The organism is Aquabacterium sp. NJ1 (assembly GCF_000768065.1).
Taxonomy (GTDB): Bacteria; Pseudomonadota; Gammaproteobacteria; order Burkholderiales; family Burkholderiaceae_C; genus Aquabacterium.
The window spans coordinates 1,704,560-1,728,564 of the sequence record NZ_JRKM01000001.1; the positions used below are offsets into that span (position 1 = coordinate 1,704,560).

Annotated in this window: 21 protein-coding genes; 18 read left to right on the forward strand and 3 right to left on the reverse strand. The window is 66.9% G+C overall.

The window, feature by feature from the left end; genetic code table 11:
- Positions 1-13 precede the first annotated feature (13 nt).
- The 3 genes from lysS to JY96_RS07275 all read left to right on the forward strand — a co-directional run bounded on the left by lysS (position 14) and on the right by JY96_RS07275 (position 5,360).
- The gene (gene lysS / locus JY96_RS07265) at positions 14-1,540 is read left to right on the forward strand and encodes a lysine--tRNA ligase (protein WP_035036202.1); all 1,527 of its coding nucleotides are present in this window, start codon (positions 14-16) and stop codon (positions 1,538-1,540) included.
- A gap of 194 nt (positions 1,541-1,734) precedes the next feature.
- On the forward strand, positions 1,735-3,891 hold the full coding sequence (locus tag JY96_RS07270) for an FUSC family protein (protein WP_152606393.1): 2,157 nt from the start codon (positions 1,735-1,737) through the stop codon (positions 3,889-3,891).
- A gap of 230 nt (positions 3,892-4,121) precedes the next feature.
- Positions 4,122-5,360, forward strand: a complete 1,239-nt coding sequence (locus tag JY96_RS07275) for an autotransporter outer membrane beta-barrel domain-containing protein (protein ID WP_035036208.1) — start codon at positions 4,122-4,124, stop codon at positions 5,358-5,360.
- Between the two features lie 11 nt (positions 5,361-5,371).
- On the opposite strand, the gene JY96_RS07280 is transcribed toward JY96_RS07275, so the two are convergent.
- Together JY96_RS07280 and JY96_RS22070 are read right to left on the reverse strand one after the other, a co-directional pair.
- Complete coding sequence (locus JY96_RS07280) at positions 5,372-7,012, reverse strand: caspase family protein (RefSeq protein ID WP_035036210.1); 1,641 nt, start codon at positions 7,010-7,012, stop codon at positions 5,372-5,374.
- A gap of 6 nt (positions 7,013-7,018) precedes the next feature.
- Entirely contained in the window at positions 7,019-7,627 is a 609-nt protein-coding gene (locus JY96_RS22070) for an OmpA family protein (RefSeq protein ID WP_052162241.1), read from the reverse strand.
- 169 nt (positions 7,628-7,796) lie between these two features.
- Here JY96_RS22070 and JY96_RS07290 point away from each other — a divergent pair, with 169 nt between their 5' ends.
- The 10 genes from JY96_RS07290 (at position 7,797) to JY96_RS07335 (ending at position 18,858) form a co-directional block, all read left to right on the forward strand.
- Positions 7,797-10,049 (forward strand): molybdopterin-dependent oxidoreductase, encoded by a 2,253-nt coding sequence (locus JY96_RS07290; protein ID WP_200883442.1) that lies wholly within the window; start codon positions 7,797-7,799, stop codon positions 10,047-10,049.
- Between the two features lie 14 nt (positions 10,050-10,063).
- On the forward strand, positions 10,064-10,654 hold the full coding sequence (locus JY96_RS07295; protein ID WP_035036212.1) for a hypothetical protein: 591 nt from the start codon (positions 10,064-10,066) through the stop codon (positions 10,652-10,654).
- A gap of 78 nt (positions 10,655-10,732) precedes the next feature.
- The gene (locus JY96_RS07300; RefSeq protein ID WP_052162242.1) at positions 10,733-11,404 is read left to right on the forward strand and encodes a TlpA disulfide reductase family protein; all 672 of its coding nucleotides are present in this window, start codon (positions 10,733-10,735) and stop codon (positions 11,402-11,404) included.
- 147 nt (positions 11,405-11,551) lie between these two features.
- Complete coding sequence (aroQ, locus tag JY96_RS07305; RefSeq protein ID WP_035041620.1) at positions 11,552-12,013, forward strand: type II 3-dehydroquinate dehydratase; 462 nt, start codon at positions 11,552-11,554, stop codon at positions 12,011-12,013.
- 84 nt (positions 12,014-12,097) lie between these two features.
- Positions 12,098-12,562 carry an acetyl-CoA carboxylase biotin carboxyl carrier protein gene (gene accB / locus JY96_RS07310; protein ID WP_035036214.1) on the forward strand — a complete coding sequence of 155 codons (465 nt, stop codon included), beginning with the start codon at positions 12,098-12,100 and terminating at the stop codon, positions 12,560-12,562.
- A 12-nt stretch (positions 12,563-12,574) separates the two neighbouring features.
- Positions 12,575-13,924, forward strand: a complete 1,350-nt coding sequence (gene accC, locus JY96_RS07315; RefSeq protein ID WP_035036215.1) for an acetyl-CoA carboxylase biotin carboxylase subunit — start codon at positions 12,575-12,577, stop codon at positions 13,922-13,924.
- Positions 13,925-13,949: 25 nt separating this feature from the next.
- On the forward strand, positions 13,950-14,882 hold the full coding sequence (gene prmA, locus JY96_RS07320; RefSeq protein WP_035041621.1) for a 50S ribosomal protein L11 methyltransferase: 933 nt from the start codon (positions 13,950-13,952) through the stop codon (positions 14,880-14,882).
- Between the two features lie 138 nt (positions 14,883-15,020).
- Positions 15,021-16,772, forward strand: a complete 1,752-nt coding sequence (locus JY96_RS07325) for a zinc-ribbon and DUF3426 domain-containing protein (RefSeq protein WP_035036217.1) — start codon at positions 15,021-15,023, stop codon at positions 16,770-16,772.
- Between the two features lie 24 nt (positions 16,773-16,796).
- Positions 16,797-17,702: a carbohydrate kinase family protein gene (locus tag JY96_RS07330; RefSeq protein WP_035036219.1), complete on the forward strand. Its 906-nt coding sequence runs from the start codon at positions 16,797-16,799 to the stop codon at positions 17,700-17,702.
- 130 nt (positions 17,703-17,832) lie between these two features.
- The gene (locus JY96_RS07335) at positions 17,833-18,858 is read left to right on the forward strand and encodes an endonuclease/exonuclease/phosphatase family protein (protein WP_052162243.1); all 1,026 of its coding nucleotides are present in this window, start codon (positions 17,833-17,835) and stop codon (positions 18,856-18,858) included.
- A 25-nt stretch (positions 18,859-18,883) separates the two neighbouring features.
- Here JY96_RS07335 and gpmA read toward each other — a convergent pair whose 3' ends face one another.
- A complete protein-coding gene (gene gpmA / locus JY96_RS07340; protein ID WP_035036223.1) occupies positions 18,884-19,627 on the reverse strand; it encodes a 2,3-diphosphoglycerate-dependent phosphoglycerate mutase in 744 nt (247 codons plus the stop codon).
- Positions 19,628-19,780: 153 nt separating this feature from the next.
- Here gpmA and JY96_RS07345 point away from each other — a divergent pair, with 153 nt between their 5' ends.
- From JY96_RS07345 to JY96_RS07365, 5 genes are all read left to right on the forward strand, one after another.
- Positions 19,781-20,194 carry a rhodanese-like domain-containing protein gene (locus tag JY96_RS07345; RefSeq protein ID WP_035036225.1) on the forward strand — a complete coding sequence of 138 codons (414 nt, stop codon included), beginning with the start codon at positions 19,781-19,783 and terminating at the stop codon, positions 20,192-20,194.
- Positions 20,195-20,364: 170 nt separating this feature from the next.
- Positions 20,365-20,625, forward strand: a complete 261-nt coding sequence (grxC, locus tag JY96_RS07350) for a glutaredoxin 3 (RefSeq protein WP_035036227.1) — start codon at positions 20,365-20,367, stop codon at positions 20,623-20,625.
- 108 nt (positions 20,626-20,733) lie between these two features.
- A complete protein-coding gene (locus JY96_RS24195) occupies positions 20,734-22,266 on the forward strand; it encodes a methyl-accepting chemotaxis protein (RefSeq protein WP_035041623.1) in 1,533 nt (510 codons plus the stop codon).
- A gap of 167 nt (positions 22,267-22,433) precedes the next feature.
- Positions 22,434-22,892, forward strand: a complete 459-nt coding sequence (secB, locus tag JY96_RS07360) for a protein-export chaperone SecB (protein ID WP_035036229.1) — start codon at positions 22,434-22,436, stop codon at positions 22,890-22,892.
- A gap of 1 nt (position 22,893) precedes the next feature.
- Positions 22,894-23,919 (forward strand): NAD(P)H-dependent glycerol-3-phosphate dehydrogenase, encoded by a 1,026-nt coding sequence (locus JY96_RS07365; RefSeq protein ID WP_052162244.1) that lies wholly within the window; start codon positions 22,894-22,896, stop codon positions 23,917-23,919.
- Positions 23,920-24,005: the final 86 nt, after the last annotated feature.

Below are 24,005 nucleotides of genomic sequence, written 5' to 3' on the forward strand. Positions count from 1 at the left end.
CAGCTTTCCAGCCATGACCACGCACCAACACCCCACGCAAGAGCCCGTTCCCGCAGAGCTGATGGTCGACACCAACAAACTGGTGGCCGAACGCCGCGAGAAACTGGCTGCCATCCGTGCCCAGGGCGTGGCCTTCCCCAACGACTTCAAGCCCGCTGACCGCGCCGCCGCCCTGCACGCGGCGCACGACGGCACCGAAGCCGAGCCGCTGGAAGCGCAAGCCGTCAAGGCCAGCGTCGGTGGCCGCCTGATGCTCAAGCGCGTGATGGGCAAGGCCTGTTTCGGCACCCTGCAGGACGCCACCGGCCGCATCCAGGTCTACGTGACGCTGGACGCCGTGGGCGCCGAAGCCCTGGCCGCCTTCAAGCACTGGGACCTGGGCGACATCCTGGGCGCCGAAGGCACCCTGTTCAAGACCAAGACCGGCGAGCTGTCCATCAAGGTCACCAGCATCCGCCTGCTGACCAAGGCCCTGCGCCCGCTGCCCGACAAGTTCCACGGCATGACCGACCAGGAACAGAAGTACCGCCAGCGCTATGTGGACCTGATCGTCGACGAAGAATCGCGCGCCCGCTTCATCGCCCGCTCCAAGGCCGTGGCCTCGATCCGCAGCTTCATGGTGGACAACGGCTTCCTGGAAGTCGAGACGCCGATGATGCACCCCATCCCCGGTGGTGCCAACGCCAAGCCCTTCACCACGCACCACAACGCGCTGGATCAGGAGATGTTCCTGCGCATCGCGCCCGAGCTGTACCTCAAGCGCCTGGTGGTGGGCGGCTTCGAGCGCGTGTTCGAAATCAACCGCAACTTCCGCAACGAGGGTGTTTCGGTCCGCCACAACCCCGAGTTCACGATGATGGAGTTCTACGCGGCCTGGTGGAACCACCGCGACCTGATGGACTTCACCGAGTCCATCCTGCGCCATGCGGCCCAAGCCGCCGTGGGCACCGCCAAGCTGACCTATGGCGGCAAGGAAGTCGACCTCGAATCGCCCTTTGCCCGCCTGACCGTGCGCGAATCCCTCATCCAGATCGCCGGCCTGACGCCTGAAGAAGCCGACAGCAGCGAAGCCCTGCACGCCAAGCTCAAGGCCCTGGGTGAAGAGCCGCCCGCACGCTGGAGCCTGGCCGAGCTGCAATTTGGCATGTTCGAAGCCGCCGTGGAAGAAAAGCTGTGGCAGCCCACCTTCATCATCGACTACCCCGTCGAGGTCTCGCCACTGGCCCGCGCATCGGATGCCGACCCCAGCATCACCGAACGCTTCGAGCTGTTCATCACCGGCCGCGAATACGGCAACGGCTTCAGCGAGTTGAACGACCCCGAAGAGCAGGCCGCCCGCTTTGCCGCCCAGGCCAGCGCCAAGGATGCCGGTGACGAAGAGGCCATGTACTTCGACGCCGACTACATCCGCGCACTGGAATACGGCCTGCCCCCCACCGGCGGCTGCGGTATCGGCATCGACCGCCTGATGATGCTGCTGACCGACGCGCCCAACATCCGCGACGTGATCCTCTTCCCGGCCCTGCGCCGAGAAGCGTAAACACCCCGTCGTATCCAGGCGGCACCCCAGAGCCCCCGCTCTGGCCAGACCAGCCCAGCTTCCAGTAAGCTGGGCTTTTTTATTTCCGGGCCTTGAACGCCCCGGTCAGCGTGCCCCCACAGCCCAGCCCTGCCACGCCGCCAAGCGGCCACAAGGCAAACCATCCCGCGCACCCCGCCCATTGGCCCGCCCCCGTGCTCAACGGCATCAGTGTGGGCCTGGGTCTGGCCTGCCTGACCGCCATCGTGGGCGCCCTGGCCGGCATGCCTGCCGCCATCACGGCGGCCTCCGGCGCCTCCACCGCCAGCGTGGCCGACACGGTATGCGCCCCCCAGGCCAAGCCGCAACAGATGCTGCCCGCCGTGGTCAGCACCCTGCTGGTCACCACCCTGGTGGCGCTGAGCCACGCATCGCCGCTGTGCTTGACCCTGGTCGTGCTGCTGACCACCTTCAGCTCCATCTTCTGGATGGCCTGGGGCAAACGCGGCGGCCCGCAAACCTTCGTCATGATCCTGACGCTGGTCTTCCAGATGGCCGCCTTCAGCCAGCAGCCCATGAGCCTGGCGCAAGCAGGCCAGCACATCCTGTGGGTTGGGCTTGGCGCTGTGGGCATGGCGCTGTGGTCCATGCTCAGCATCCGCGTGCTGGCGCGCCGCTACCGCACGCTGGCCCTGGCCGACAGCCTCCAGGCCCTGGCGGGGATGATGCGCTCGCAAGCGCAATGGACGCGCTCGCATCAACAAGGCCACATCGACGGCCAACGCGAAGCCCTGCTCGCCTTGATCGCCCAACAGGCCGGCATCGCCGACGTCTTTCAAAGTGCGCGCGACCTGCTCTACAGCCAGGCCGGCACCTCGGGCTGCACCACACTCACACGCCGACAGATCGAGGGTCTGATCCACACCGTCAACCTGCGGGACGTGGTGCAGTCTTGCCAGCTCGACCTGGATCGCCTGCCCGATCACGCCGAGGCCCAACAAGTCGTCGCCCGCGTAGCCGGGCAATTGCTGACGCTGGCCGATCAACTCGACCGCATGGCGCTTTGCTGGCGCACGAACCGCGCCTGGACGCCACCCACCTCACCCGACATCACATGGCCAGACGCCCTCGACACGCACCCCGTGCTGGCCTCACTGGGCCGCCGCTGCCGTCACATGCAAGCCCTGGTCGCGCTCATCGCACAAAGCCATGACGACACCCACCAGGCCGCCCATCACCCCGAGCAGGACACCATCTTGCTCACCCTGGTGTCGCCCACGCAGTGGACATGGTCGCCCCTGAAAGCCCAGCTGCAGCGGTCCTCGCCTGTCTTGCGTTACGCCCTGCGGGCCACGCTGGCCATGGCTTGCGCCGACGGCCTGGCCCACGTGCTGCCCTGGACCAGCCACCCGCACTGGCTGCTGATGACCGTGGCCGTGGTCATGCGCGGCAACCTCGAACAGACCCTGGCGCGCCGCGATGCACGCGTGCAAGGCACCTTGGTCGGCTGCCTGATCGCATCGGCCTTGCTCAGCAGTGCGGGCCACACCGCCTGGCTCTTTCTGGCACTGGCCATCGCCTTGAGCCTGGCGCATGGCTTCGTGCTCATCAACTACCGCGTGACCGCTGCGGCTGGCGCGGTGCTGGCCCTGGTGCAAGGCCACCTGTTCAGCCCCACCAGCCACCCTGCCCTGCTGGATGCCGCCGAGCGCCTGGGCGACACCTTGATCGGCGCTGCCTTGGCCTGGGCCTTCAGCTATGTGCTGCCCTCATGGGAGCGCCAGCAACTGCCCCGCCTGGCACAGCGCCTGATGCAGGCCCAGACGCACTACACGCACCACGCCTTGCGCTGGCACCTGGCCCATCCGCGCTCATCGCGGCGCAGCCTGGCCCGGCGCGAGGTCTACGACGTGCTGTGGCTGCTCAGCCAGTCGCTGCAACGCATGGGCAAGGAGCCCCGCCGCAACCAGGCCTGGGCCCCGGCGCTGGAAGCATTGCTCGTGCACAGCAACCGCCTGATCAGCCAGTTGTCGGCCATCAAGGGCCTGCTGACTGTGCGATATCAGGAGCTGGACGAAGCCATCGTGGCGCCCGCCTTGCAACAGGCCGAAGCGCAGATCCGTGCATCGCTGCAAGGCGAGGCCACGCCAGCCATCCCAAGCCCGGCCCAACCCACAAGCACGGCCCGTCATCCTGCGCAGGTCACCACATCCCTGCCCGACGACACCAGCCCCATCCCCGAAGCCGATTCACCCCGACTCACCGGCGACCTGAACCACTGGCTGCTGCTGCGCCTGGCCCAGACAGTCGAAGAAGCACGGCAACTCAACCTGGCTGTGGCAAGCCTGCGTTCAGATCACGAAACGCTGTGACAAGGTGACACCATTCAGTGGGCATGCGTCCCCCCGCACAGGGGAAGACGCGGCTTGTGCCGTGTGAAAAAATCGCGGCCACAACACATCGTCACCTGCGCACCAGCGCGTGACGTCACAAACATCAGGGAGGCACCTCGCGTGCCAATTTGAGCCAGCCTCGCGCAAACCGCAACAGGGGCTGGCTGCTGTGGCTTCACGCGTGCGCGATACACACACGTTCAACTCGCATGCTGAAGTCCAGAAGCTCTCTGGTGGCCGTCAGTGCCGCCCTCGTCACCACTTTTGCCGCGCCTGTGGTCACCCACGCGGCATGCTCCGCTTACGTCACGTCCATCCCGACCCCACCTGGGGACCCGTCTCAGATGGGCAGCGTCACCACGACGCTGCGAGCTGCAACGGTCAGCGGCACCACCGCAGCGCGCCGAAGCCAGGCCGCGGCCGTGCCGCCAGGATGGCCCGAGAGCGCACCCGACGCTGTTATCACTGAAGGACCACCCGACACCGTGGTCATCCTGCCCTCGTCGGTGGCGGGCAGCGAACCGGCCTGCGCCTCGGACGCCTTCGGCGCGCCCATCACCGCGCAAAGCATGCGCCACGCACGTGACCGGCTCGTCCAGACGCAAAACAAGCTGGTCCAGTTGCGCACCCTGCACCAGCAAGCCGGCGGCATGCAGTTCCACCTGACCGGCAGCGACCAGTCACGCCGTGAAGGTGGTGATGCCGATGCCGGCACGCTGGCCCTGCGTGTCAGCCGCGTCGACGTGAACATGGGCGCCGACTACCGCTTCAATGACCAATGGGTCGCAGGCGGCAGCTTCGGCCTGGGCAACCCGCGCATGCGCTGGGACGGCAACCCCGCCCGCGTCGACGGCCAAAGCGGCAACCTGACGGCCTACGGCATGTGGAGCCCCTCGCCTGCCAGCTTCATCTCGGCAGCCTTCAGCATGGAGAACACGCATTACGCCCTGCACACCGAAGACGACATCGAGCACGAAACCACCGGCGTCAACATGGGCCTGAGCCTGTCGGCCGGTTATGACTTCCAGCAAGGCAGCTGGACGATTTCGCCTTATGTGCGCGCCGACGAAGTGGCCGCACGCATCGGCAGCTTCGGCAGCGAAAGTGGCCGCACACGTGGTCGCACCGGTTCGGTCAGCGCCGGCTCTCAGGTGCAGACCACCGTGCCCACCAGCTGGGGCCTGGTTGCACCGCATGCCCGCCTGGAGTTCACGCAGATCACCGGCTGGCACATCCAGGGTGATTCGGCTGCCGCGTATGCCGCCGGCATCAGCGTGCTGCCCACGCCCAACCCCTTGGCGCTGGACCGCCAGTTCGGCACGTTCGGCATCGGCGCCTCGGCCGTGCTGCAACGTGGCCTGACCCTGTTCACGGACTACGACACCGGCTTTGCCCAGAAGGCCGTCAGCACCTGGCGTCTGACCTTCGGGTTGCGCAGCGAGCTGTGATCAAGCCCTGATCACATCGGCGCGAGCACGAAGTCACCGGCTTCGTGCCCGGCAAAGCCGATGGGCGCGTACTGCGGTTGCTGGGCAATGCTCAAGCGCCGCGCCAGGTGCGCAAAGCGCGCCTGCACCCCCTGGAACAACTCTTGCGCCGACACCGGCGCGTTGACCTGGCCCAGCATGTCGAGCAGGCTGCGTGCAAACAGCGAGTGGTCCACGCTGCCGCCGTCCACAACAGGCTCCAGGCCACCCGAGGTCATGGCCACGCGCACACGCTGTTTGGCCAGGTGGCTCAAAGGCCCTTGCCGTTGTGCCGCACTCAAGGCCTGGTCCACCTGCGGGATCAGCGATCGGGTCAAGGTGCCGGAATAACACGAGTCCGCAATGACCATCACATGGCGCGCCTGCATGGCTGCCAACTGGTCGGTCACATCGATCACCGACACCCACTGGGCGATGTCCTTGTCATCACCGTCCACCGGGATCCAGTAGCCACGCGCGGTGACCGGGTCCATCTGGCCATGGCCGGCGTAATACACCACCACCTGGTCCTCCGGGCCGGCCTGCATGCGCAGGCGGCTGAGCGCGGCCAGCAATTGCTGACGCGTGGCGTTCTGCAGCAAGGTCACGTCAAAGCCAAAATGCTGGTGCAAGGCTTCCGACACCGACTGCGCATCGGCCATGGGTGTATCCAGCCGAGGCCAGTGCTGGTAGGCCTGGTTGGCCACCACCAGTGCCAGCCGGCGCCCCTTGAGCAAGGCCGCTGAAGGTGTGCGTGCAGAAGCATCCGTGGATGCGGCCTTGGCCTCCGGATGGGCCGAGCGCTGCACCATGGCCAGTTGGGCCTGCGCCACCACGCCATCGCGGTCCTGCGCCTGCACGGTCACCTCGGCCTGCCCCTCGCCCACCGTGACGGGGATGCTCAGGAAGCCCTGTTCATCGGGTGTTTGCGCCTGCCCATTGACCTTGACGGACGCCAAGCCAGCGGGTGCCACCACGCGCGCGATCACCGTGGCCGGGCCGGCGTCGGCCTCCACCACCACCCGGCCATCAGCCGGGCGCGGCAAGGGTGCGGCGGCGGTGGGCGTGACAAAGGCCACCTGGGGGCGCTCGCGGTTGCTGTAAGCCAGGCCGGCCACGGCACCACCGCCGGCCGCGGTCAGCAACTCGGTCACCCGCGCGGCATTACGCGGCACGCCCAGCCCCCTGTCCAGCAAGGCCGCCAGGCCAAATTGCGCACGCGCCAGGCCTTGTGCAGCGGCCTTTTCATACCAGGCCTTGGCCAGGCCATACTGGCCCTGGCGCTCGTACAACTCGCCCACCGTGGCCTGCGCTTCGGGCACACCATCGGCAGCCAGCGGCAACCAGACCTTGGTCGCGGCACTGCTGGTGTCTTGCGCTTCGATGTACTCGCCGCCGCCGGCGGCGCAGTCCTTGGGCGCCACGCGGGCCGCACGGCGCGGTGTCACGCTGGTGGCGAACGCCCCCAGGCGCCGCACCTGCCCCGGAAACAGGCAATGCACCAGGCCATCGGCGGCCTGTGCATCATCTTGCTGGCTGCGGTCCAGCGAGTCAGCCCATGAAGCAGGCACAACCAACAGGCAAGCCATCCCCACTGCGGCGCTCACCAGCCGCATGCGCATCACGCCCGTCATGTGCGATCAACCTGCGCGGAACTGCACGCGGCGGTTGCGCGGGCTGAAGGGATCGGCCTTGTCCAGCGGCTTGTGTGCGCCCTTGCCTTCCACCACCAGCAACTTGACGGGCAGCTTGCGCTCTTGCACCAGGTAATCGCGCACGGCGGCTGCACGACGCAGCGACAGCTTGTCGTTGTAGCTGGGGCGGCCCTTGGCATCGGTGTGGCCTTCGATCACGACCTTGACCGTGCCTTCGGTCAGCTTGATGCCATCGGCAATGGCGTTGAGTTGCTGGCGCGACTGCGGCGTCAACTCGGACGAGTCAAAACCGAACTGCACGGGCACCGACAAGGCACTGGCTTCACGCACCGTGTTGACGGGCTTTTGCTCCAGTGCAGCGAAGGGCGAGCCCATGCCACCAGCGGCGTTCAGGCCACGTTGCTTGACGTTCTCGCTGGCGCCACGCGACAGAATGTCGGCCACGTCTTGCGCGCTCGGGGTCTGGCCTTCGGTGTAGACCATGACGTTCTGGGCAAGCGCAGCCTGGGCGGCGCAACCGAGGGCGGCAGCGGCAAACAGATGGGCGCAGGCGGTCGCAGCGCGACGCACCGCATGGAAGCGATGAGTGCTCATTGGAAACTCCCTTTTGAATTTGGATGCTGGTACAGCGTGAAGCGCCGATTTTCAGGCAAGGCCTGCGCATCTCTGCGCAAGCCAGCCCACCACGATGGGTGGAGAATGTAAGCAATCGCATACGGCATTTCGCCATATCCGCTAGCATCATGGCCACCTTCACTTCCTCATGGCCGCCATGTCGAACGCCCCCACCGCCCACGCGCCTGCCCACGATGACACCCCGGTGGAGACGCGCCACGGCGTGTGCAACCTGTGCGAGGCCATCTGCGGGCTGACCTTCCAGGTGCAGGGCAAGCGGATCATCTCGATCAAGGGCAACGATGCCGACCCGCTGTCGCGCGGCCACATCTGCCCCAAGGCCGTCGCCCTGAAGGACTTGCACGAGGACCCGGACAGGCTTCGCCAGCCCATCAAACGCATCACAGAAAACGGCCAGACACGCTGGGAAGCCATCACCTGGGACGAAGCCTTTGACCTCGTGGTCGAAGGCCTGGCCCGCGTGCGCGAACAGCACGGCAGCAATGCGGTGGCCGTCTACCAGGGCAACCCCAGCGTGCACAACTGGGGCAACATCACCCACGGCCCGATGTTCTTCGGCCAGCTCAAGACACGCAGCCGCTTCTCGGCCACCTCGGTGGACCAACTGCCGCACCACCTGGTCTCGCACTGGCTGTACGGGCACCAGTTGGCCATCCCGATTCCGGACATTGACCACACCCGCTTCATGCTGATCCTGGGCGGCAACCCGCTGGCGTCCAACGGCAGCCTGATGACCGTGCCCGATGTGCGCGCCCGCTTCAAGGCCCTGCGCGAGCGCGGTGGCAAGCTGATCGTGATCGACCCGCGCCGCACCGAGACCGCTGCTGCCGCCGACGAGCACCATTTCATCGACCCGGGCACCGATGCGGCCTGGCTGCTGTCCGTCATCCACACCTTGTTTGACGAAGAGCTGGTGCGCCCCCAGCACCTCGAGCCCTTGCTGGACAACATCAAGGCCGTGCGTGATGCCGTGGCCCCGTTCAGCCCCGAAGCCATGGCGGCCCACACCGGCATCGACGCGGCCAGCACCCGCCGCCTGGCACGCGAGATGGCGCAAGCCAATGGCGCCGTCGTTTATGGCCGCATGGGCCTGTCCACCCAGGCGCATGGCGTGGTCTGCCAATGGGCGATCCAGGTCATCAACCTGCTGACCGGCAATGTGGACCGCGAAGGCGGCGCCCTGCTTACCAGCCCGGCCATCAACCTCATCCAGACCAGGTTGATGAGCCCTGGCCACTTCGATGCCTGGCGCAGCCGCGTGCGGGGCGCGCCCGAGTTCGGCGGCGAGCTGCCCGTGTCGGTCATGGCCGAAGAGATGCTGACGCCCGGCAAGGGCCAGCTGCGCGCGCTGGTCACGTCCTGCGGCAACCCGGTGCTGTCCACACCCAATGGACGGCAGCTGGATGAGGCCTTGCGCGGGCTGGACTTCATGGTCTCCATCGACTTCTACCTCAACGAGACCACCCGCCACGCGCACGTGATCCTGCCGCCCACCTGCGGCGTCGAGCACGACCACTACGACCTCGTCTTCCTGCACCTGGCCGTGCGCAACATCGCGCGCTACAGCGAAGCCATCGTGCCGCCGGCAGGCGGTGCGCTGCACGACTGGCAGATCTACATGGAACTGGCGCGCCGTTATGCCCGCCGCATCTGGTCGCTGGAGCGCGCCAGCGTTCGCCAGCGCCTCACGGGCATGGTCACGCGCGGCATCATGGGCCAGCTGACACCCCGTCGCCTGTTGGCCATCGGACTGAACCGCGCCAGCAAGACCAAGGGCGCCACCCAGATCCCAACCATGAAGCAGTTGCTGGCCCACCCGCAAGGCGTGGACCTGGGCCCGCTGCAGCCCTCGCTGGTGGAAGGCCTGCGCCAACGCGGCCGCCGCATCGACCTGCTGCCGCTGGCCATCCGCCAGGAGTTGCCCAATCTGGTGAACACCTTCCCGGCCCATGTGGCCACGACTGGCCACGACACGGAACCCGCCACCCGCCCCACCCTCAAGCTGATCGGCCGCCGCGATGTGCGCAGCAACAACTCGTGGATGCACAACAGCGCCCGCCTGGTGTCCGGCAAACCGCGCTGCACCCTGTGGATCCACCCGCGTGATGCGGCCTCGCGCCAGCTGCAGGACGGCCAGACCGTGACCGTGGCCTCCCGTGTGGGCCAGGTGCGCGTGCCCGTGCACGTCACCGAGGACATCCGCCCCGGCGTGGTCAGCCTGCCGCACGGCTGGGGACACGACCGCGCGGGCATCGACATGAAGGTGGCCCAGGCCCACGCCGGTGCCAGCATCAACGACCTGACGGACGACCGCCTGACCGAACGCATCAGTGCCAACGCGGCTTTCAGCGCCGTGCCGGTCTGGGTCGAAGCGGCCTGAACGACAATGCCCGCATGAGCCAAGCCAGCGCTGAAATCGCCGCCACCGCCGCCCGCATCGTCGTAGAAGAGGGTATGGAATATGGCCCCGCCAAACGCCGGGCCGCCAAGCAGCTGGGCCTGACCGGCCGCGGCGACCTGCCGGACAACACCGAGGTGGAAGAAGCCGTCTTCGAGTACCTGGCCCTGTTCTGCGCCGACACCCAGCCCACCGAGCTGCGCGCCCTGCGCGAACTGGCCGCCGTCTGGATGGAGCGCCTGGCCGAGTTCCGCCCCCACCTCACCGGGGCCGTGTGGCGCGGCACGGCCACGCGCCTGAACGACATCCACCTGCAGCTGTATTGCGACGACAGCAAGTCCGCCGAGATCGCGCTGCTCAACCAGGGCCTGGAGTACGACGTGGGCAGCGTGCCCGGCCCCCGCGGCGACAGCGTGGACCGCCTGAGCATGACGATTCCCTGCCGCGCACTGAATGAACCCATCGGCCTGCACCTGACCATCCTGGATGCCGATGACCTGCGCGGCGCACTCAAGCCCGATGCGCGCGGCCGCACCGAGCGCGGTGACCTGACAGCACTCAAAAAGCTGCTGGCATCCGCCGACTGAACCCGACCGACCGCACCGGGGCCCGACCAACGCCTCACCAGCGCCCCCCTTCGACCCACCACGCCCGCCGAGCCCGCCATGCCCCAGAAGCCAGCCACCCCGCCAAGCAGCCGCGCTCAAACGCCACCACCCGCACAAAGCGGCCAGGCCAACCGGCGCGTGCTGGTCCTGGCGGGATTGGTGGCGGCGGCCGGCGGCGCCCTGCTTGCGCTCAAGCGCAAGACAGACTCGATCAAGCCAGCCGGCGTGCCCGGCTCACCCGCCTCCGCGGCCCAGGCTGCAACCGAGGCCAGCCCAACAGCCAGCGCCCCCCTGATCACGGGCGACCAGCTGGCCCCGGCCTTCTGGCAACAGGCGTTCGACACCCCCAAAGGCCAGCCGCTGAACCTGGGCATCGCCCAGGGCAAGCCCACGCTGCTCAACTTCTGGGCAACCTGGTGCCCCCCTTGCGTCAAGGAGATGCCCGAGCTGGACCGCTTCCACCGTGAATTCGGCCCCAAAGGCTGGAAGGTGATCGGCCTGGCCATCGACGGCCCGACCCCGGTGAAGGAATTTCTGGCCAAAGTCGGGGTAGGATTCGACATCGGGCTGGCCGGATTCGGCGGCACCGAACTCGCCCAGGCACTGGGCAACACATCGGGCGGCCTGCCGTTTTCCGTGCTGATCGACGCCAAAGGGCGCGTGATGCACCGCAAGATGGGCGCCACGCACTACGATGAACTGGCCGCCTGGGCCAGCAAGATGGCCTGAACTTGCGCCAAAGCAGCCAAACCGGACAGATTTCAATGAAATGATGGATTTGCGCGCATTTGCGTCTAAAATCCGCCTACTTTCATTTTCTTGGTCTAGCTTGCACGCGCAATGCAACCCTTGTACGGGCAGGCAGACCAGAGACGCATGCAGATTCTTGTCCTCCATGGCCCCAATCTGAACCTGCTCGGCACCCGCGAGCCCGAGGTTTACGGTGCCACCACCCTGGAGCAGATCAACACTGGTCTGGTCAGCCATGCCGCCGCGCGTGGCGCCAGCCTGTCGGCCTTTCAGAGCAACCACGAAGGGGCCCTGATCGACCGTGTGCACGCCGCACGCACCGACGGCACCCAGTTCATCATCATCAACCCCGGGGCCTACACGCACACCAGCGTGGCCCTGCGTGACGCCTTCGCCGGCGTGGCCTTGCCCTTCATCGAGGTGCATCTGTCCAACGTGCACCGGCGCGAGCCCTTCCGCCACCATTCCTATTTCTCCGACCTCGCCGAAGGCGTGATCGTGGGCCTGGGGGCATCGGGCTACCGGCTGGCGCTGGACGCCGCGCTGGAAAAACTGAGCACGCCGACATCCGGCACATCTGGCGGCTGACCCGGCCTCATCCCGGCCGGCGTTCACCCGCACCACCTTTTGAGCGTCACCCGCTCTCACCGCATTCCTGGAGAACTCACCATCATGGACCTGCGCAAACTCAAAACCCTGATCGACCTCGTGTCCGAGTCCAACGTTTCCGAACTCGAAATCACCGAAGCCGACGGCAAAGTCCGCATCGTCAAGGCTGGCGCCACACCCGTGGTCATGGCCGCCCCCATGATGCAGCAAGCCATGCCCATGGCCCAGGCTGCCCCGGTGGCCGCCGCAGCGGGCGCACCCGCCGCCGCTGAAGCCGCCCCGGCCGAAGAAACCGGCCACGTGGTGAAGTCGCCCATGGTGGGCACCTTCTACCGCTCGTCCAGCCCTGGTGCCAAGGCCTTTGCCGAAGTCGGCGACCAGGTCAAGGCCGGCCAGCCTGTGTGCATCATCGAAGCCATGAAGATCATGAACGAGATCGAGGCTGACAAGGATGGCACCGTCACCAAGATCCTGGTCGAAAACGGCCAGCCAGTTGAATACGGCCAGCCTTTGTTCATCATTGAATAAAGGGGTCTTGCCATGTTCAAGAAGATCCTGATCGCCAATCGTGGCGAGATCGCGTTGCGCATCCAGCGGGCGTGCCGTGAAATGGGCATCCAGTCCGTGGTCGTCTACTCCGAGGCCGACCGCGACGCCAAGTACGTGAAGCTGGCCGACGAGGCCGTGTGCATCGGCCCGGCCCCCTCGGCGCAGAGCTACCTGCACATGCCGGCCATCATCTCGGCCGCTGAAGTGACCGACGCCGAAGCCATCCACCCCGGCTACGGCTTCCTGTCCGAGAACGCCGACTTCGCCGAGCGCGTCGAACAGAGCGGCTTCACCTTCATCGGCCCGACGCCCGAGTCCATCCGCATCATGGGTGACAAGGTCTCGGCCAAGCAGGCCATGATCAAGTCTGGCGTGCCTTGCGTGCCCGGCTCCGAAGGCGCTTTGCCGGATGATCCGAAAGAGATCATCAAGATCGCCCGCACCGTGGGCTACCCGGTCATCATCAAGGCCGCAGGCGGCGGCGGTGGCCGTGGCATGCGCGTGGTGCACACCGAAGCCGCGCTGATCCACGCCGTGCAGACCACCAAGGCCGAAGCGGGTGCCGCCTTCGGCAACCCCGAGGTCTACATGGAGAAGTTCCTGGAGCACCCACGCCATGTGGAGATCCAGATCCTGGCCGACACGCACAAGAACGCCGTGTGGCTGGGCGAGCGCGACTGCTCCATGCAGCGCCGCCACCAGAAGATCATCGAAGAAGCACCGGCGCCCGGCATCAACCGCCGCGTCATCGAGAAGGTGGGCGAGCGCTGTGCCGCGGCCTGCAAGAAGATCGGCTACCGTGGCGCAGGCACCTTCGAGTTCCTGTACGAGAACGGCGAGTTCTACTTCATCGAGATGAACACCCGCGTGCAGGTGGAGCACCCCGTCACCGAGATGACCAGCGGCATCGACATCGTGCAGATGCAGATCCGCGTGGCCGCTGGCGAAAAGCTGCCCTTCACGCAACGCCAGGTCGAGTTGCGCGGCCATGCCATCGAGTGCCGCATCAACGCCGAAGACCCGGTGAAGTTCATCCCCTCGCCTGGCCGCATCACGACCTGGCACGCACCCGGCGGCCCCGGCGTGCGCGTGGACTCGCATGCCTACACGAACTACTACGTGCCGCCCAACTACGACTCCATGATCGGCAAGATCATCGTGCACGGCGACACCCGCGAGCAGGCCCTGGCCCGCATGCGCACCGCCTTGTCCGAGACGGTGGTCGAAGGCATCCAGACCAACATCCCGCTGCACCGCGAGCTGATGGTCGACGCCAAGTTCGTCGAAGGCGGCACCGACATCCATTACCTTGAAAGCTGGATGGCCGCGCGCAAGCGCTGAGCCCGACCAGGCCACAGACATGCCTTTGTTTGAACTCACCCTGCTGGCCAAGGAGGCCGAAGTCGAGACCCTGAGCGATGCGCTCATGGAGATCGATGCCTTGTCCGTGTCGGTTGAAGACGCTGATGCCGATACCGAACACGAAGAAGCCCTGTGGGGTGAGCCCGGCATGCCTGTGGCGCGCGAAGCCTGGCAACGCTCGACCATCAAGAGCCTGTTCCCCAGCGAAGCCGAAGCCCTGGAAGCCGTGACCCTGATCCTTGCGCAGGACTGGGCCAGCGACATCCACGTGCAAGGTATCCAGCCGGTCGATGAGCAGGACTGGGTGCGGCTGACACAGTCGCAGTTCCAGCCCGTGCCCATCACCGACAGCTTCTACATCGTGCCCACCTGGCACGAGGTGCCCGCCGCGGCCAAGACCGTGATGCGCCTGGACCCGGGCCTGGCCTTTGGCACCGGCACCCACCCCACCACCCGCATGTGCCTGAAGTGGATCGCGCAAAACAGCGCGGCCTACCAGGGCCAGCGTGTGCTGGACTACGGCTGCGGCTCGGGCATCCTGGCCATCGGTGCCGCGCTGCATGGCTCGGGCGTGGTAGATGCGGTCGACATCGACCCGGCCGCGGTGGAATCCACCCACGCCAATGCCGAGGCCAACCTGTCGCACCTGAAGTCCGCCGAGGGCAAGCTGCCCATCAACGCGGGCCTGCCGGATCTGGTGGGTGAAGCGGCACAGGTCTACCCCGTCGTGCTGGCCAACATCCTGGCCACGCCTTTGAAGATGCTGGCCCCGCTGCTGGCCGGTCATGTGGCGCCCGGTGGCCACCTCGTGCTCGCCGGCATCCTGGCTCGCCAGGAGCAGGAGTTGAAGGACGCCTACGCGGAAGTTGGCCTGCAACTGCAGGTGGCCAACAGCGAAGAAGGCTGGATCCTGATGACGGCGCAAAAGTCCGTCTGATCGGGCCAGCCCGATCCGGACCGGCCTTTGCCCAACGCAAGCCCGGGTTCACACGCAGTTGCAAGCCGCCAACGAAGCGGCAGGCTCGATCCTGAGGGCGCTGCCGAAGCACCCCTCACGGTGACATAAACTCGCGCCATGAGCCTGGCCACGCGTTGTTCCCACTGCGGCACGATCTTCAAAGTCGTCCAAGACCAATTGAAGGTCTCGGAAGGCTGGGTGCGCTGTGGCCGCTGCAACGAGGTGTTCAACGCACTGCCTGCGCTGTTTGACCTCGACAAGGACCCGCCGCCACCTCGGCCTGCTCAAGTCAGCGCCCCAGCGGTGAGCACCCCAGAGGCCCGTACCCCGCCACAACCGACACCGGCCCCCGAGCCCGCCCCCGTCGCCTCGTCACCAGGCGCCATGACGGGTGGCATGGCCCATGACGTGGCCCACAACATTGCCGATACCACGGCGAACGACCTGGGCTCACAAGCGCTGCTGTCCGACGAAGAACTGAACCTGGGCATCGAGTCCCAGCCGCCCGATGGCTGGGAGCGCACCCAGCCGGCCAACTTCGCCTCGTCCCGCCTGCCGCCATCGCCCGAACCCACGCGCGCGCCCCTGCAGGAAGACGACCTGGCGCTGGACCCCACGCCCATCGAAGGCACCACCGATTTCGAGCTGGACACGGCCATCGCCGTGGACGACAACACGCCGCTGGAAGTCGTGCTGGCCGCCACCTCGCGTGGCCGCGTGCCGCCTGCACCCGCGGCCTTTGCAACGCCGCAGCCCATGGCCGAGCCCGAGTTCGAATCCGAACCGGCGGCCTACGCGCAGCCTGCCCCATCGGAGCCTGCACCGCAGCCCTGGCTGGACGAGCCCCCCGAAGACGTGCCCAGCACCGACGAGGCCGATGCGCTGGACTCGCGCTACCTCATGCCCTCGGAGCGCGAGCGCCGCGCGCCGCACCGCCGTGGGCGCGGCCCCGAGTTCGCCGACGCCCAGTTCCCCAGCGACGCCATGATCGACGCCGAGGAAGACTGGGCCTCGGACTTCGGCCCCTCATCGTTGCACGACGAGCCCCCCGCCGCGCCGGCCCAGACCCCGGCACCCGCCCCGCTGCCCAAGCCTGGCGCCGCGCCGACATCGGCCCTGCGCGCGCCCGCTGCGGCCCCCACCACCTCGCTCGCCCCCCAGCGCGAATCCGAAGACGATCTGTCGACCCAGCCCTCGCGCTTTGCCGACGAGCAGGAAAACGAACTGGCCCTGCCCCCGCCCAGCGCACGCCCCGGCAAGTCCGGCACACGCGGCCGCGCGCCCGGCGACCAGACACCCGAGTTCCTCAAACGCGCGCAACGCAAGGCCTTCTGGCGCCATCCCGCCGTGCGCGGTGTGTTGTCGCTGATGGCCTTGAGCCTGCTGCTGACCCTGGGCCTGCAGATGGTCCACCAGTTCCGTGATCTGGTCGCCGCCTACCACCCCGCCAGCCGCCCCCTGCTCACGCAATGGTGCGACATGGTGGGCTGCAAGCTGGCCCCGCCGCTGCGCCTGGAAGCCCTGCAGGTCGACAACCTGGAGCTGGTGCGCACCACCTCCGAAGGCCCGGACATCTACCGCCTCACCGTGGTCGTGCACAACCAGGCCGGCATCGACCTGGCCTGGCCCCATGTGGACCTCACCCTGACCGATGACAGCGGCGCCGTGATCGCGCGCCGCGTGTTCTCTCCGCACGATGCGCAATGGCTGGACACGGCCGACGCGAAGGCCGATGCCGCCCGCGCCGCCGCCCCTGCCGCCAGCATCCCCACGGCCGCCCCCAGCCAGCGCAGCACCACGCTGCAATGGCGTCTGAAGGCGACCGACCTCCACCCGGCCGGCTACACCGCCGAGCTGTTCTACCCCTGACCCGATTCACCCCCGAGGATCACCATGTCCGTTCTGATCTGCGGCTCCCTGGCCTTTGACACCATCACCACCTTCCCCGGCCGATTTGCCCAGCAGATCCTGCCCGAGCAGGTGCACATCCTCAACGTGTCCTTCCTGGTGCCCACCCTGCGCAAGGAATTCGGCGGTTGCGCCGGCAACATCGCCTACAGCCTCAAGCAGCTGGGCGGCCACCCCCGCATCATGGCCATGCTGGGCAAGGACGGCGCCATCTACCGCAACCACCTCGACAGCCTGGGCATGATGCTGGCCGACGTGCGCATGGTCGAAGACGACTACACCGCGCAGGCCATCATCATCACCGACCAGGACAACAACCAGATCACGGCCTTCCACCCCGGCGCCATGGGGCAGGCCCACCTGCAGAAGATCGAAGCCAACCCCGCGATCAAGCTGGCCATCATCGCCCCGGACGGCCGCGACGCCATGATCCAGCACGCACGCCAGGCGCACACCGTCGGCATTCCCTTCGTGTTCGACCCGGGCCAGGGCCTGCCCATGTTCGATGGCGAAGAGCTCAAGACCTTCATCTCGCAAGCCACCTGGGTCACCGTCAACGACTACGAAGGCAAGATGCTGGCCGACCGCACCGGCAGCAGCCTGGCCAACCTGTCCAAATCGCACCTCAAGGGCCTGATCGAGACCCTGGGCGCCGATGGCTGCAACGTCTACATCCAGGGCGAAAAGACCCACGTGCCCGGCGTCAAGGCCTCGGCCGTGGTCGACCCCACCGGTTGCGGCGATGCCTTCCGCGGCGGCCTGCTCTACGGCCTGGCCAATGGCTGGGACCTGGTCAAGTCCGTGGCCCTGGGCAACCGCATCGGCGCCATCAAGATCGCCGCTGCCGGCCCGCAGAACTACACGCTGGACCGCGCTGCGCTGGGCGTCTGATCACGCGTCACACCCTGTCACAAGACACCCCTGACGGGGTGTCGGCGCACAGCAGCGGCAGCGCGTTGGACACGGTCGGGGCTGAAGCACTCGGCACCGACCCACCACCACAAACGCTGCGGAGCCCGCCTTGCCATCGCCCTTCCTGTCGCGCGCCCTTGCGCTGACCTGCGCCCTGAGCGCCACCCTGTTTACCGCGTGCAGCCACGCCGGCTGGCTCGACAGCACCGCCTCATCCAGCAAAAGCAGCCTGACCCTGGCCACCTGGAACCTGGACTGGCTGATGACCCCGCGGGCCCATGACGACATGGCACCCCGCTGCACCAGTCACCAGCCTGCCAGCGACGAACGCACCTTCCCCTGCACACCCGGCAGGCCGCAACCGCCCTCACGCACGCAGGCCGACTTTGATGCGCTGGCGCACACCGCCGCGCAACTGCGCGACGAGCAGCAGGCCGATGTCGTCGCGCTGCAGGAAGTGGATGGCCCCGAGGCGGCCCGCATGGTGTTCAGCAAAGGCTGGAAGCTCGATTGCTTCGTGAACCGCGCGCATCCGCAGAAGGTGGGCTTTGCCATCCGCGACGGGCTGCCCTACCGCTGCAACGGCGATCTCGCCGCGCTGGACGTGGACGGCGCCACGCGCGCCGGCGCCGACATCACGCTCTACCCGGGCACGCCTCAGGAAGTGCGACTGCTGGCCGTGCACCTCAAGAGCGGTTGCTTCGACGGCCGCCTGGACCGCCACTTCAGCCCCTGCGAGCGCCTGCGCCAGCAAGCCCCCATCGTCGAAGCCTGGATCGACCAGCGTGTGCGTGAAGGCAAGGCCTTTGCTGTGCTCGGTGACTTCAACCGCCGCCTGGAAAAGGACGCCCGCTACCCCGCCGGCCCGGATGAAGCCGCGCCCATCAACCTGATGCAGGCCTGGAGCGACAACGAGCCGCCCGGCGCCATCCTGACGCGCGCCACCGAGGGCCAGGCCTATGTGCCCTGCGATGCCGGCGACCACCACAAGGCCTACATCGACGACATCCTCATCGACACCAAACTGGCCGCCAGAAACAAGAACAGGCGCTTTGCGCGCCTGCCTTTCAACCCTCAGGACCGTGGCCGGGAACTCTCCGACCACTGCCCGGTGGTGTGGGGCTTGAGCCCCTGATGCTTAAAGTCTGATCACGCCCTGATCAGGCCTTGCCTTGCGTGGCCACGGCCGCTGCGGCCTTGGCAGCGGCTTCCGCGTCGCCCAGGTAGTAGTGCTTGATGGGCTTGAGGTTCTCGTCCAGCTCGTACACCAGGGGGATGCCGTTGGGAATGTTCAGGCCCACGATGTCGGCATCACCGATGTTGTCCAGGTACTTGACCAGCGCACGGATCGAGTTGCCGTGGGCGGCGATCACCACGCGCTTGCCCGACTTGATGGTCGGGGCGATCTCTTCGTTCCAGTAAGGCAGCACGCGGGCCACGGTGTCCTTGAGGCACTCGGTCAGCGGGATCTGGTCGGCGGGCAGGCCGGCGTAGCGCTTGTCCTGGCGCTGGCCCATGGGGTCGTTGGGGGCCAGGGCAGGCGGCGGGGTGTCATAGCTGCGGCGCCACACCAGCACCTGCTCGTCACCGTGCTTCTGGGCCGTCTCGGCCTTGTTCAGGCCTTGCAGGCCACCGTAGTGGCGCTCGTTGAGGCGCCAGCTCTTGACCACCGGCAACCAGATGCGGTCCATCTCGTCGAGGCAGTAGTTCAGCGTGTGGATGGCACGCTTGAGCACCGAGGTGTAGGCGATGTCGAACTCGTAGCCTTCGGCCTTGAGCAACTGGCCAGCGGACATGGCTTGCGACACGCCGGTGGGCGTCAGGTCCACATCGACCCAGCCGGTGAAACGGTTTTCCAGATTCCAGGTCGATTCGCCGTGGCGAATCAGCACGAGCTTGTACATGAGGTCGATCCCGATGAGCTAAGAAAGTGGTGCCGGCAGCCGTGGCCAGCGTAATCCGCGATTTTATAATCCTCGCCTGCCCGAGCGGCCATTGGTTCGCGGGCCCGCAGGGCGTTGCCTCCAGGCACCCTGCACACAAAGAGAGTTTTTTGCATGACTTCCACGAGCTACATCGCTGACAACTGGTACTGGATGGTGGCGGCCGGTGCGTCCGGCGCCCTGCTGCTGTGGCAACAGATCAAGGAAGGCGGCGGTGGCGGCCTGAGCCCGGCCCTGGCCGTGCAGCTGATCAACAAGGAAAAGGCCCAGGTCATCGACGTGTGCGAGCCGGCCGAGTTCGCCGCCGCCCACGTGGCCGGCGCCAAGAACATCCCGCTGGGTGAAATCGGCAGCGGCAAGGGCCTGCCCGGCAACAAGAAGCTGCCCTTGGTGGTGGTGTGCGCCGCGGGCGTGCGTTCGGCCAAGGCCGTGACCCAACTCAAGGCCATGGGTTACGAGAACGTCCAGTCGCTCGCCGGCGGCCTCAAGGCCTGGCGCGAAGCCAACCTGCCGATCGACAAGGCCTGAAACCGCGGCCGGTACGCACAGGCCTGCCCAACACCCCGGCCTCGTCTGCGCACGCAGGCCCGGCGTGACATGTCACCGTTAGTCCCCATGAATCAGGCGGACATGTCCAAGCGGTGACAATACGGACATCGCCACTCATACCCCCAGCGGTTTCCCGCCGTTGCCCGATCATGCAAGCCGTCAAGATGTACACCACCCAGGTCTGCCCTTACTGCCTGCGCGCCAAGGCCTTGCTCAAGCAGCGCGGGGTCGAGGCCATCGAAGAGATCCGCATCGACCTGGACCCGGCCCAGCGCGAGCACATGATGGCCATCACCGGCCGCCGTACGGTGCCGCAAATCTTCATCGGCGACACGCACGTGGGTGGCTGTGACGACCTGATGGACCTGGACAAGCGCGGCGGCCTGCTGCCACTCCTCGGCGCTGCCTGAGCTCAAGTCCCGGGCGCTCATACCGAAAAAAGCCTTGTTCTGCGTCATGCAGGATGGCAGTCATCCCTCCCGATGCCTGCACCAAAGAGTCAAGGCAAGGTCATCGGTATGAATTTCAACAAGCGTTTGCTGCTGTGCACGGTCATTCCGGCCGCGCTTTTCGTGGCGGCCCTGGCCGTCAGCCTGTGGGGGCTGGTCCGCACCCAGAGCGAGTTCGACGACTACATCGGGCATGAACAGGCCGTGGCCAATGGCCTGGCCGAGATGTACGCCCAGGGTTTGCAGATGGGCCAGGCCCTGCGCAACGTGGTGCTGGACCCGGCCAACCCCAAGGCCTATGAGAATTTTGCGGCCGCGCAATCTGGCTACGACAAGACTTATGCCCAGACGCTGACGGCCGCCAAGGGCTCGGCCCTGGAGGCGCGTCTGCATGAACTGGCACCGCTGCGCGACGCCCAGGCAGACAAGCAACGTGCCGTGCTGGATGCGATCAAGAGCGACAGCGCCACCGCCATCCGCCTGCTGATCAAAGAAGAAACGCCCGTCTGGCGCAACCTGCGCGCGCCCTTGCTGGACAACCTCAAAACCGCGCGCGCCAGCGCCGATGAGGCCCATGATCGAACACAACGGCGGGGCCGCAACGCCACCATCGCCGTGGTGGCTTTGGCGCTGATCGCCGTGGGCGTGGCCGCGACCCTGAGCCTGCTGATGAAGCGCACCGTGGACACCGAAATCGGCGGCGACCCTGCCGTGGCCCGCGACCTGCTGCGCCGCATTGCGGAGGGCGATTTGACCCTGGAGTTGTCCTCGCAGCAGGCCAGCCAGGGCCTGATGGGCGAGTTGCGCCGCACGCAGCAGAACCTGCAAGGCATGGTCGCGCAGGTTCGCGCCAGCTCGGACAGCATCAACAACGCCAGCACCGAAATCGCCAGCGGCAATCTGGATCTCAGTGCGCGCACGGAAACCGCCGCCAGCAACCTGCAGCAGACGGCCAGCTCGATGGAGCAGCTGACGGGCACCGTCCGCCAGAGCGCCGATTCCGCGCGACAAGCCAACCAGCTGGCCCAATCGGCGGCCGAGGTCGCCCAGCGTGGCGGCTCGGTGGTGGCCGAAGTGGTGTCCACGATGGACGAGATCAACGGCTCGTCGAAGAAGATCGCCGACATCATCGGGGTGATCGACGGCATCGCCTTCCAGACCAACATCCTGGCGCTCAACGCCGCGGTGGAAGCCGCGCGTGCTGGCGAACAAGGCCGTGGTTTTGCCGTGGTGGCAGGCGAAGTGCGTTCGCTGGCCCAGCGCTCGGCGGAGGCCGCCAAGGAGATCAAGAGCCTGATCGGCACCAGCGTGGACAAGGTCGAGACCGGGGCCAGGCTGGTGGGCGAGGCCGGCGCCACCATGAGCGAGATCGTGGCCTCCGTGCAGCGCGTGAGTGACATCATTGGCGAGATCTCGGCTGCGGCGGCCGAACAGTCCGATGGCATCGGGCAAGTCAACACCGCCATCACCCAGCTCGATCAGATGATCCAGCAGAACGCGGCGCTGGTCGAGCAGTCCACCGCGGCGGCCGAATCGCTCAAGGGCCAGGCCGACACGCTGACGGGCACGATGCAGCTGTTCCGCCTGCGTCACACGGCCTGAAGCCGACACCTTCAAACGCGGGGCCTTGCCCCGGCGCAAACCCTGAGCACTGTGTGACAGTGCCGTCATCGGGCTGGTTCATAATCCAGCCCGAATGTCTTTCTGGCTTGGACTTTTTGCGCCAACCGCAGCGCCCCGGCCTACATCACCTCGTTTAAGGATCTGTCATGACTGACCAAGCCAACCAACCTTCGTTCTCGATTCAGCGCATCTACCTGAAGGACCTGTCGCTGGAGCTGCCCAATGCCCCCCAGATCCTGCTGGAGCAAGGTCAACCCAACGTTGATGTGCAACTGAACCTGCACGCCGAGCCCGTGACCGACGGCCTGTACGAAGTGGCCGTGACCGCCACCGTGACCGCCAAGGTCAACGACAAGGTGCTGTTCCTGGTGGAAGCCAAGCAAGCCGGCCTGTTCGAGATCAAGAACGTGCCGCAAGAGCAGATGCAGCCCATCATCGCGATTGCCTGCCCGCAGATCGTCTACCCCTACCTGCGCGCCACCGTGGCCGACGTGCTCAACCGCACCGGCTTCCCGCCCGTGCACCTGACCGAAGTGAACTTCCAGGCCATGTACGAGTCGCAGCTGCAACAAGCCGCTGCCGCCGGTCAAGTTCCCCAAGCCTGAATTGGCCAACGACGCAGCCACGACTGGGCTCGCCACGCGCAAGCTCACTGTGCTGGGCGCGGGGGCCTGGGGCACGGCCCTGGCGATCAGCGCGGCACGCCACAACCCGCAGGTGATGCTGTGGGCACGGGACGCCGCGCAGGTCGAAGGCATGCGCTCAAGCCGCTGCAACGCGCGCTACCTGCCCGAGGCGAGCTTTCCTGAGGCCCTGCAACTGAGCCACGACCTCGATGAGGCCGTGGCGCACGCGCGCGCCGATGGCGGGCTGGTCATCATCGGCACCCCCATGGCCGCTTTGGGCAACATGCTGCAGAGCCTGCCCGATGACGTGGCCACGCTGTGGTTGTGCAAGGGCTTTGAAAAAGGCACGGGCCGGCTGGGGCATGAAATCGCCCAGGCCCTGCGGCCGCATGCGCGCAGCGGCGTGCTGTCGGGGCCGAGCTTTGCGCATGAAGTGGCATTGGGCCAGCCCACCGCCCTGGTGGCGGCGAGCACCGACATCGCCCTGGCCGAACAGGCCGTGGCGGCCTTCCACAGCGACAGCCTGCGCGTCTACACCTCCACCGACCCGATTGGTGTCGAAGTGGGTGGCGCCGTCAAGAACGTGCTGGCCATTGCCACCGGGATTGCCGATGGCATGGAGCTGGGGTTGAACGCCCGCGCCGCGCTGATCACGCGTGGTCTGGCCGAAATGACTCGACTGGGCGTGGCCCTGGGCGCCCGCGCCGACACCTTCATGGGTTTGTCGGGCCTGGGTGACCTGGTGTTGACGGCCACGGGCAACCTGTCGCGCAACCGCACGGTGGGCCTGCAACTGGCTTCGGGCAAGACGCTGCAGCAGATCCTGCATGACCTGGGGCACGTGGCCGAAGGTGTCTACAGCGCCGCCACCGTGTGGCAACGCGCGCAGACGCTGGGGGTGGCGATGCCCATCACCGAGGCGGTGGTTGCCGTGCTGGATGGGCGTTTGACACCGGCTGCAGCCGTGGGCGCCTTGATGCGGCGCGAAGCCAAAGCCGAGGGTTGAGCCCAAACCGCAGCGTCTCCAGCCAGGGGCGCTGGGCGGTCAACGCAGCGAGGTAAAGGAGGAGGGGCCGGCGCAGCCGGACACGG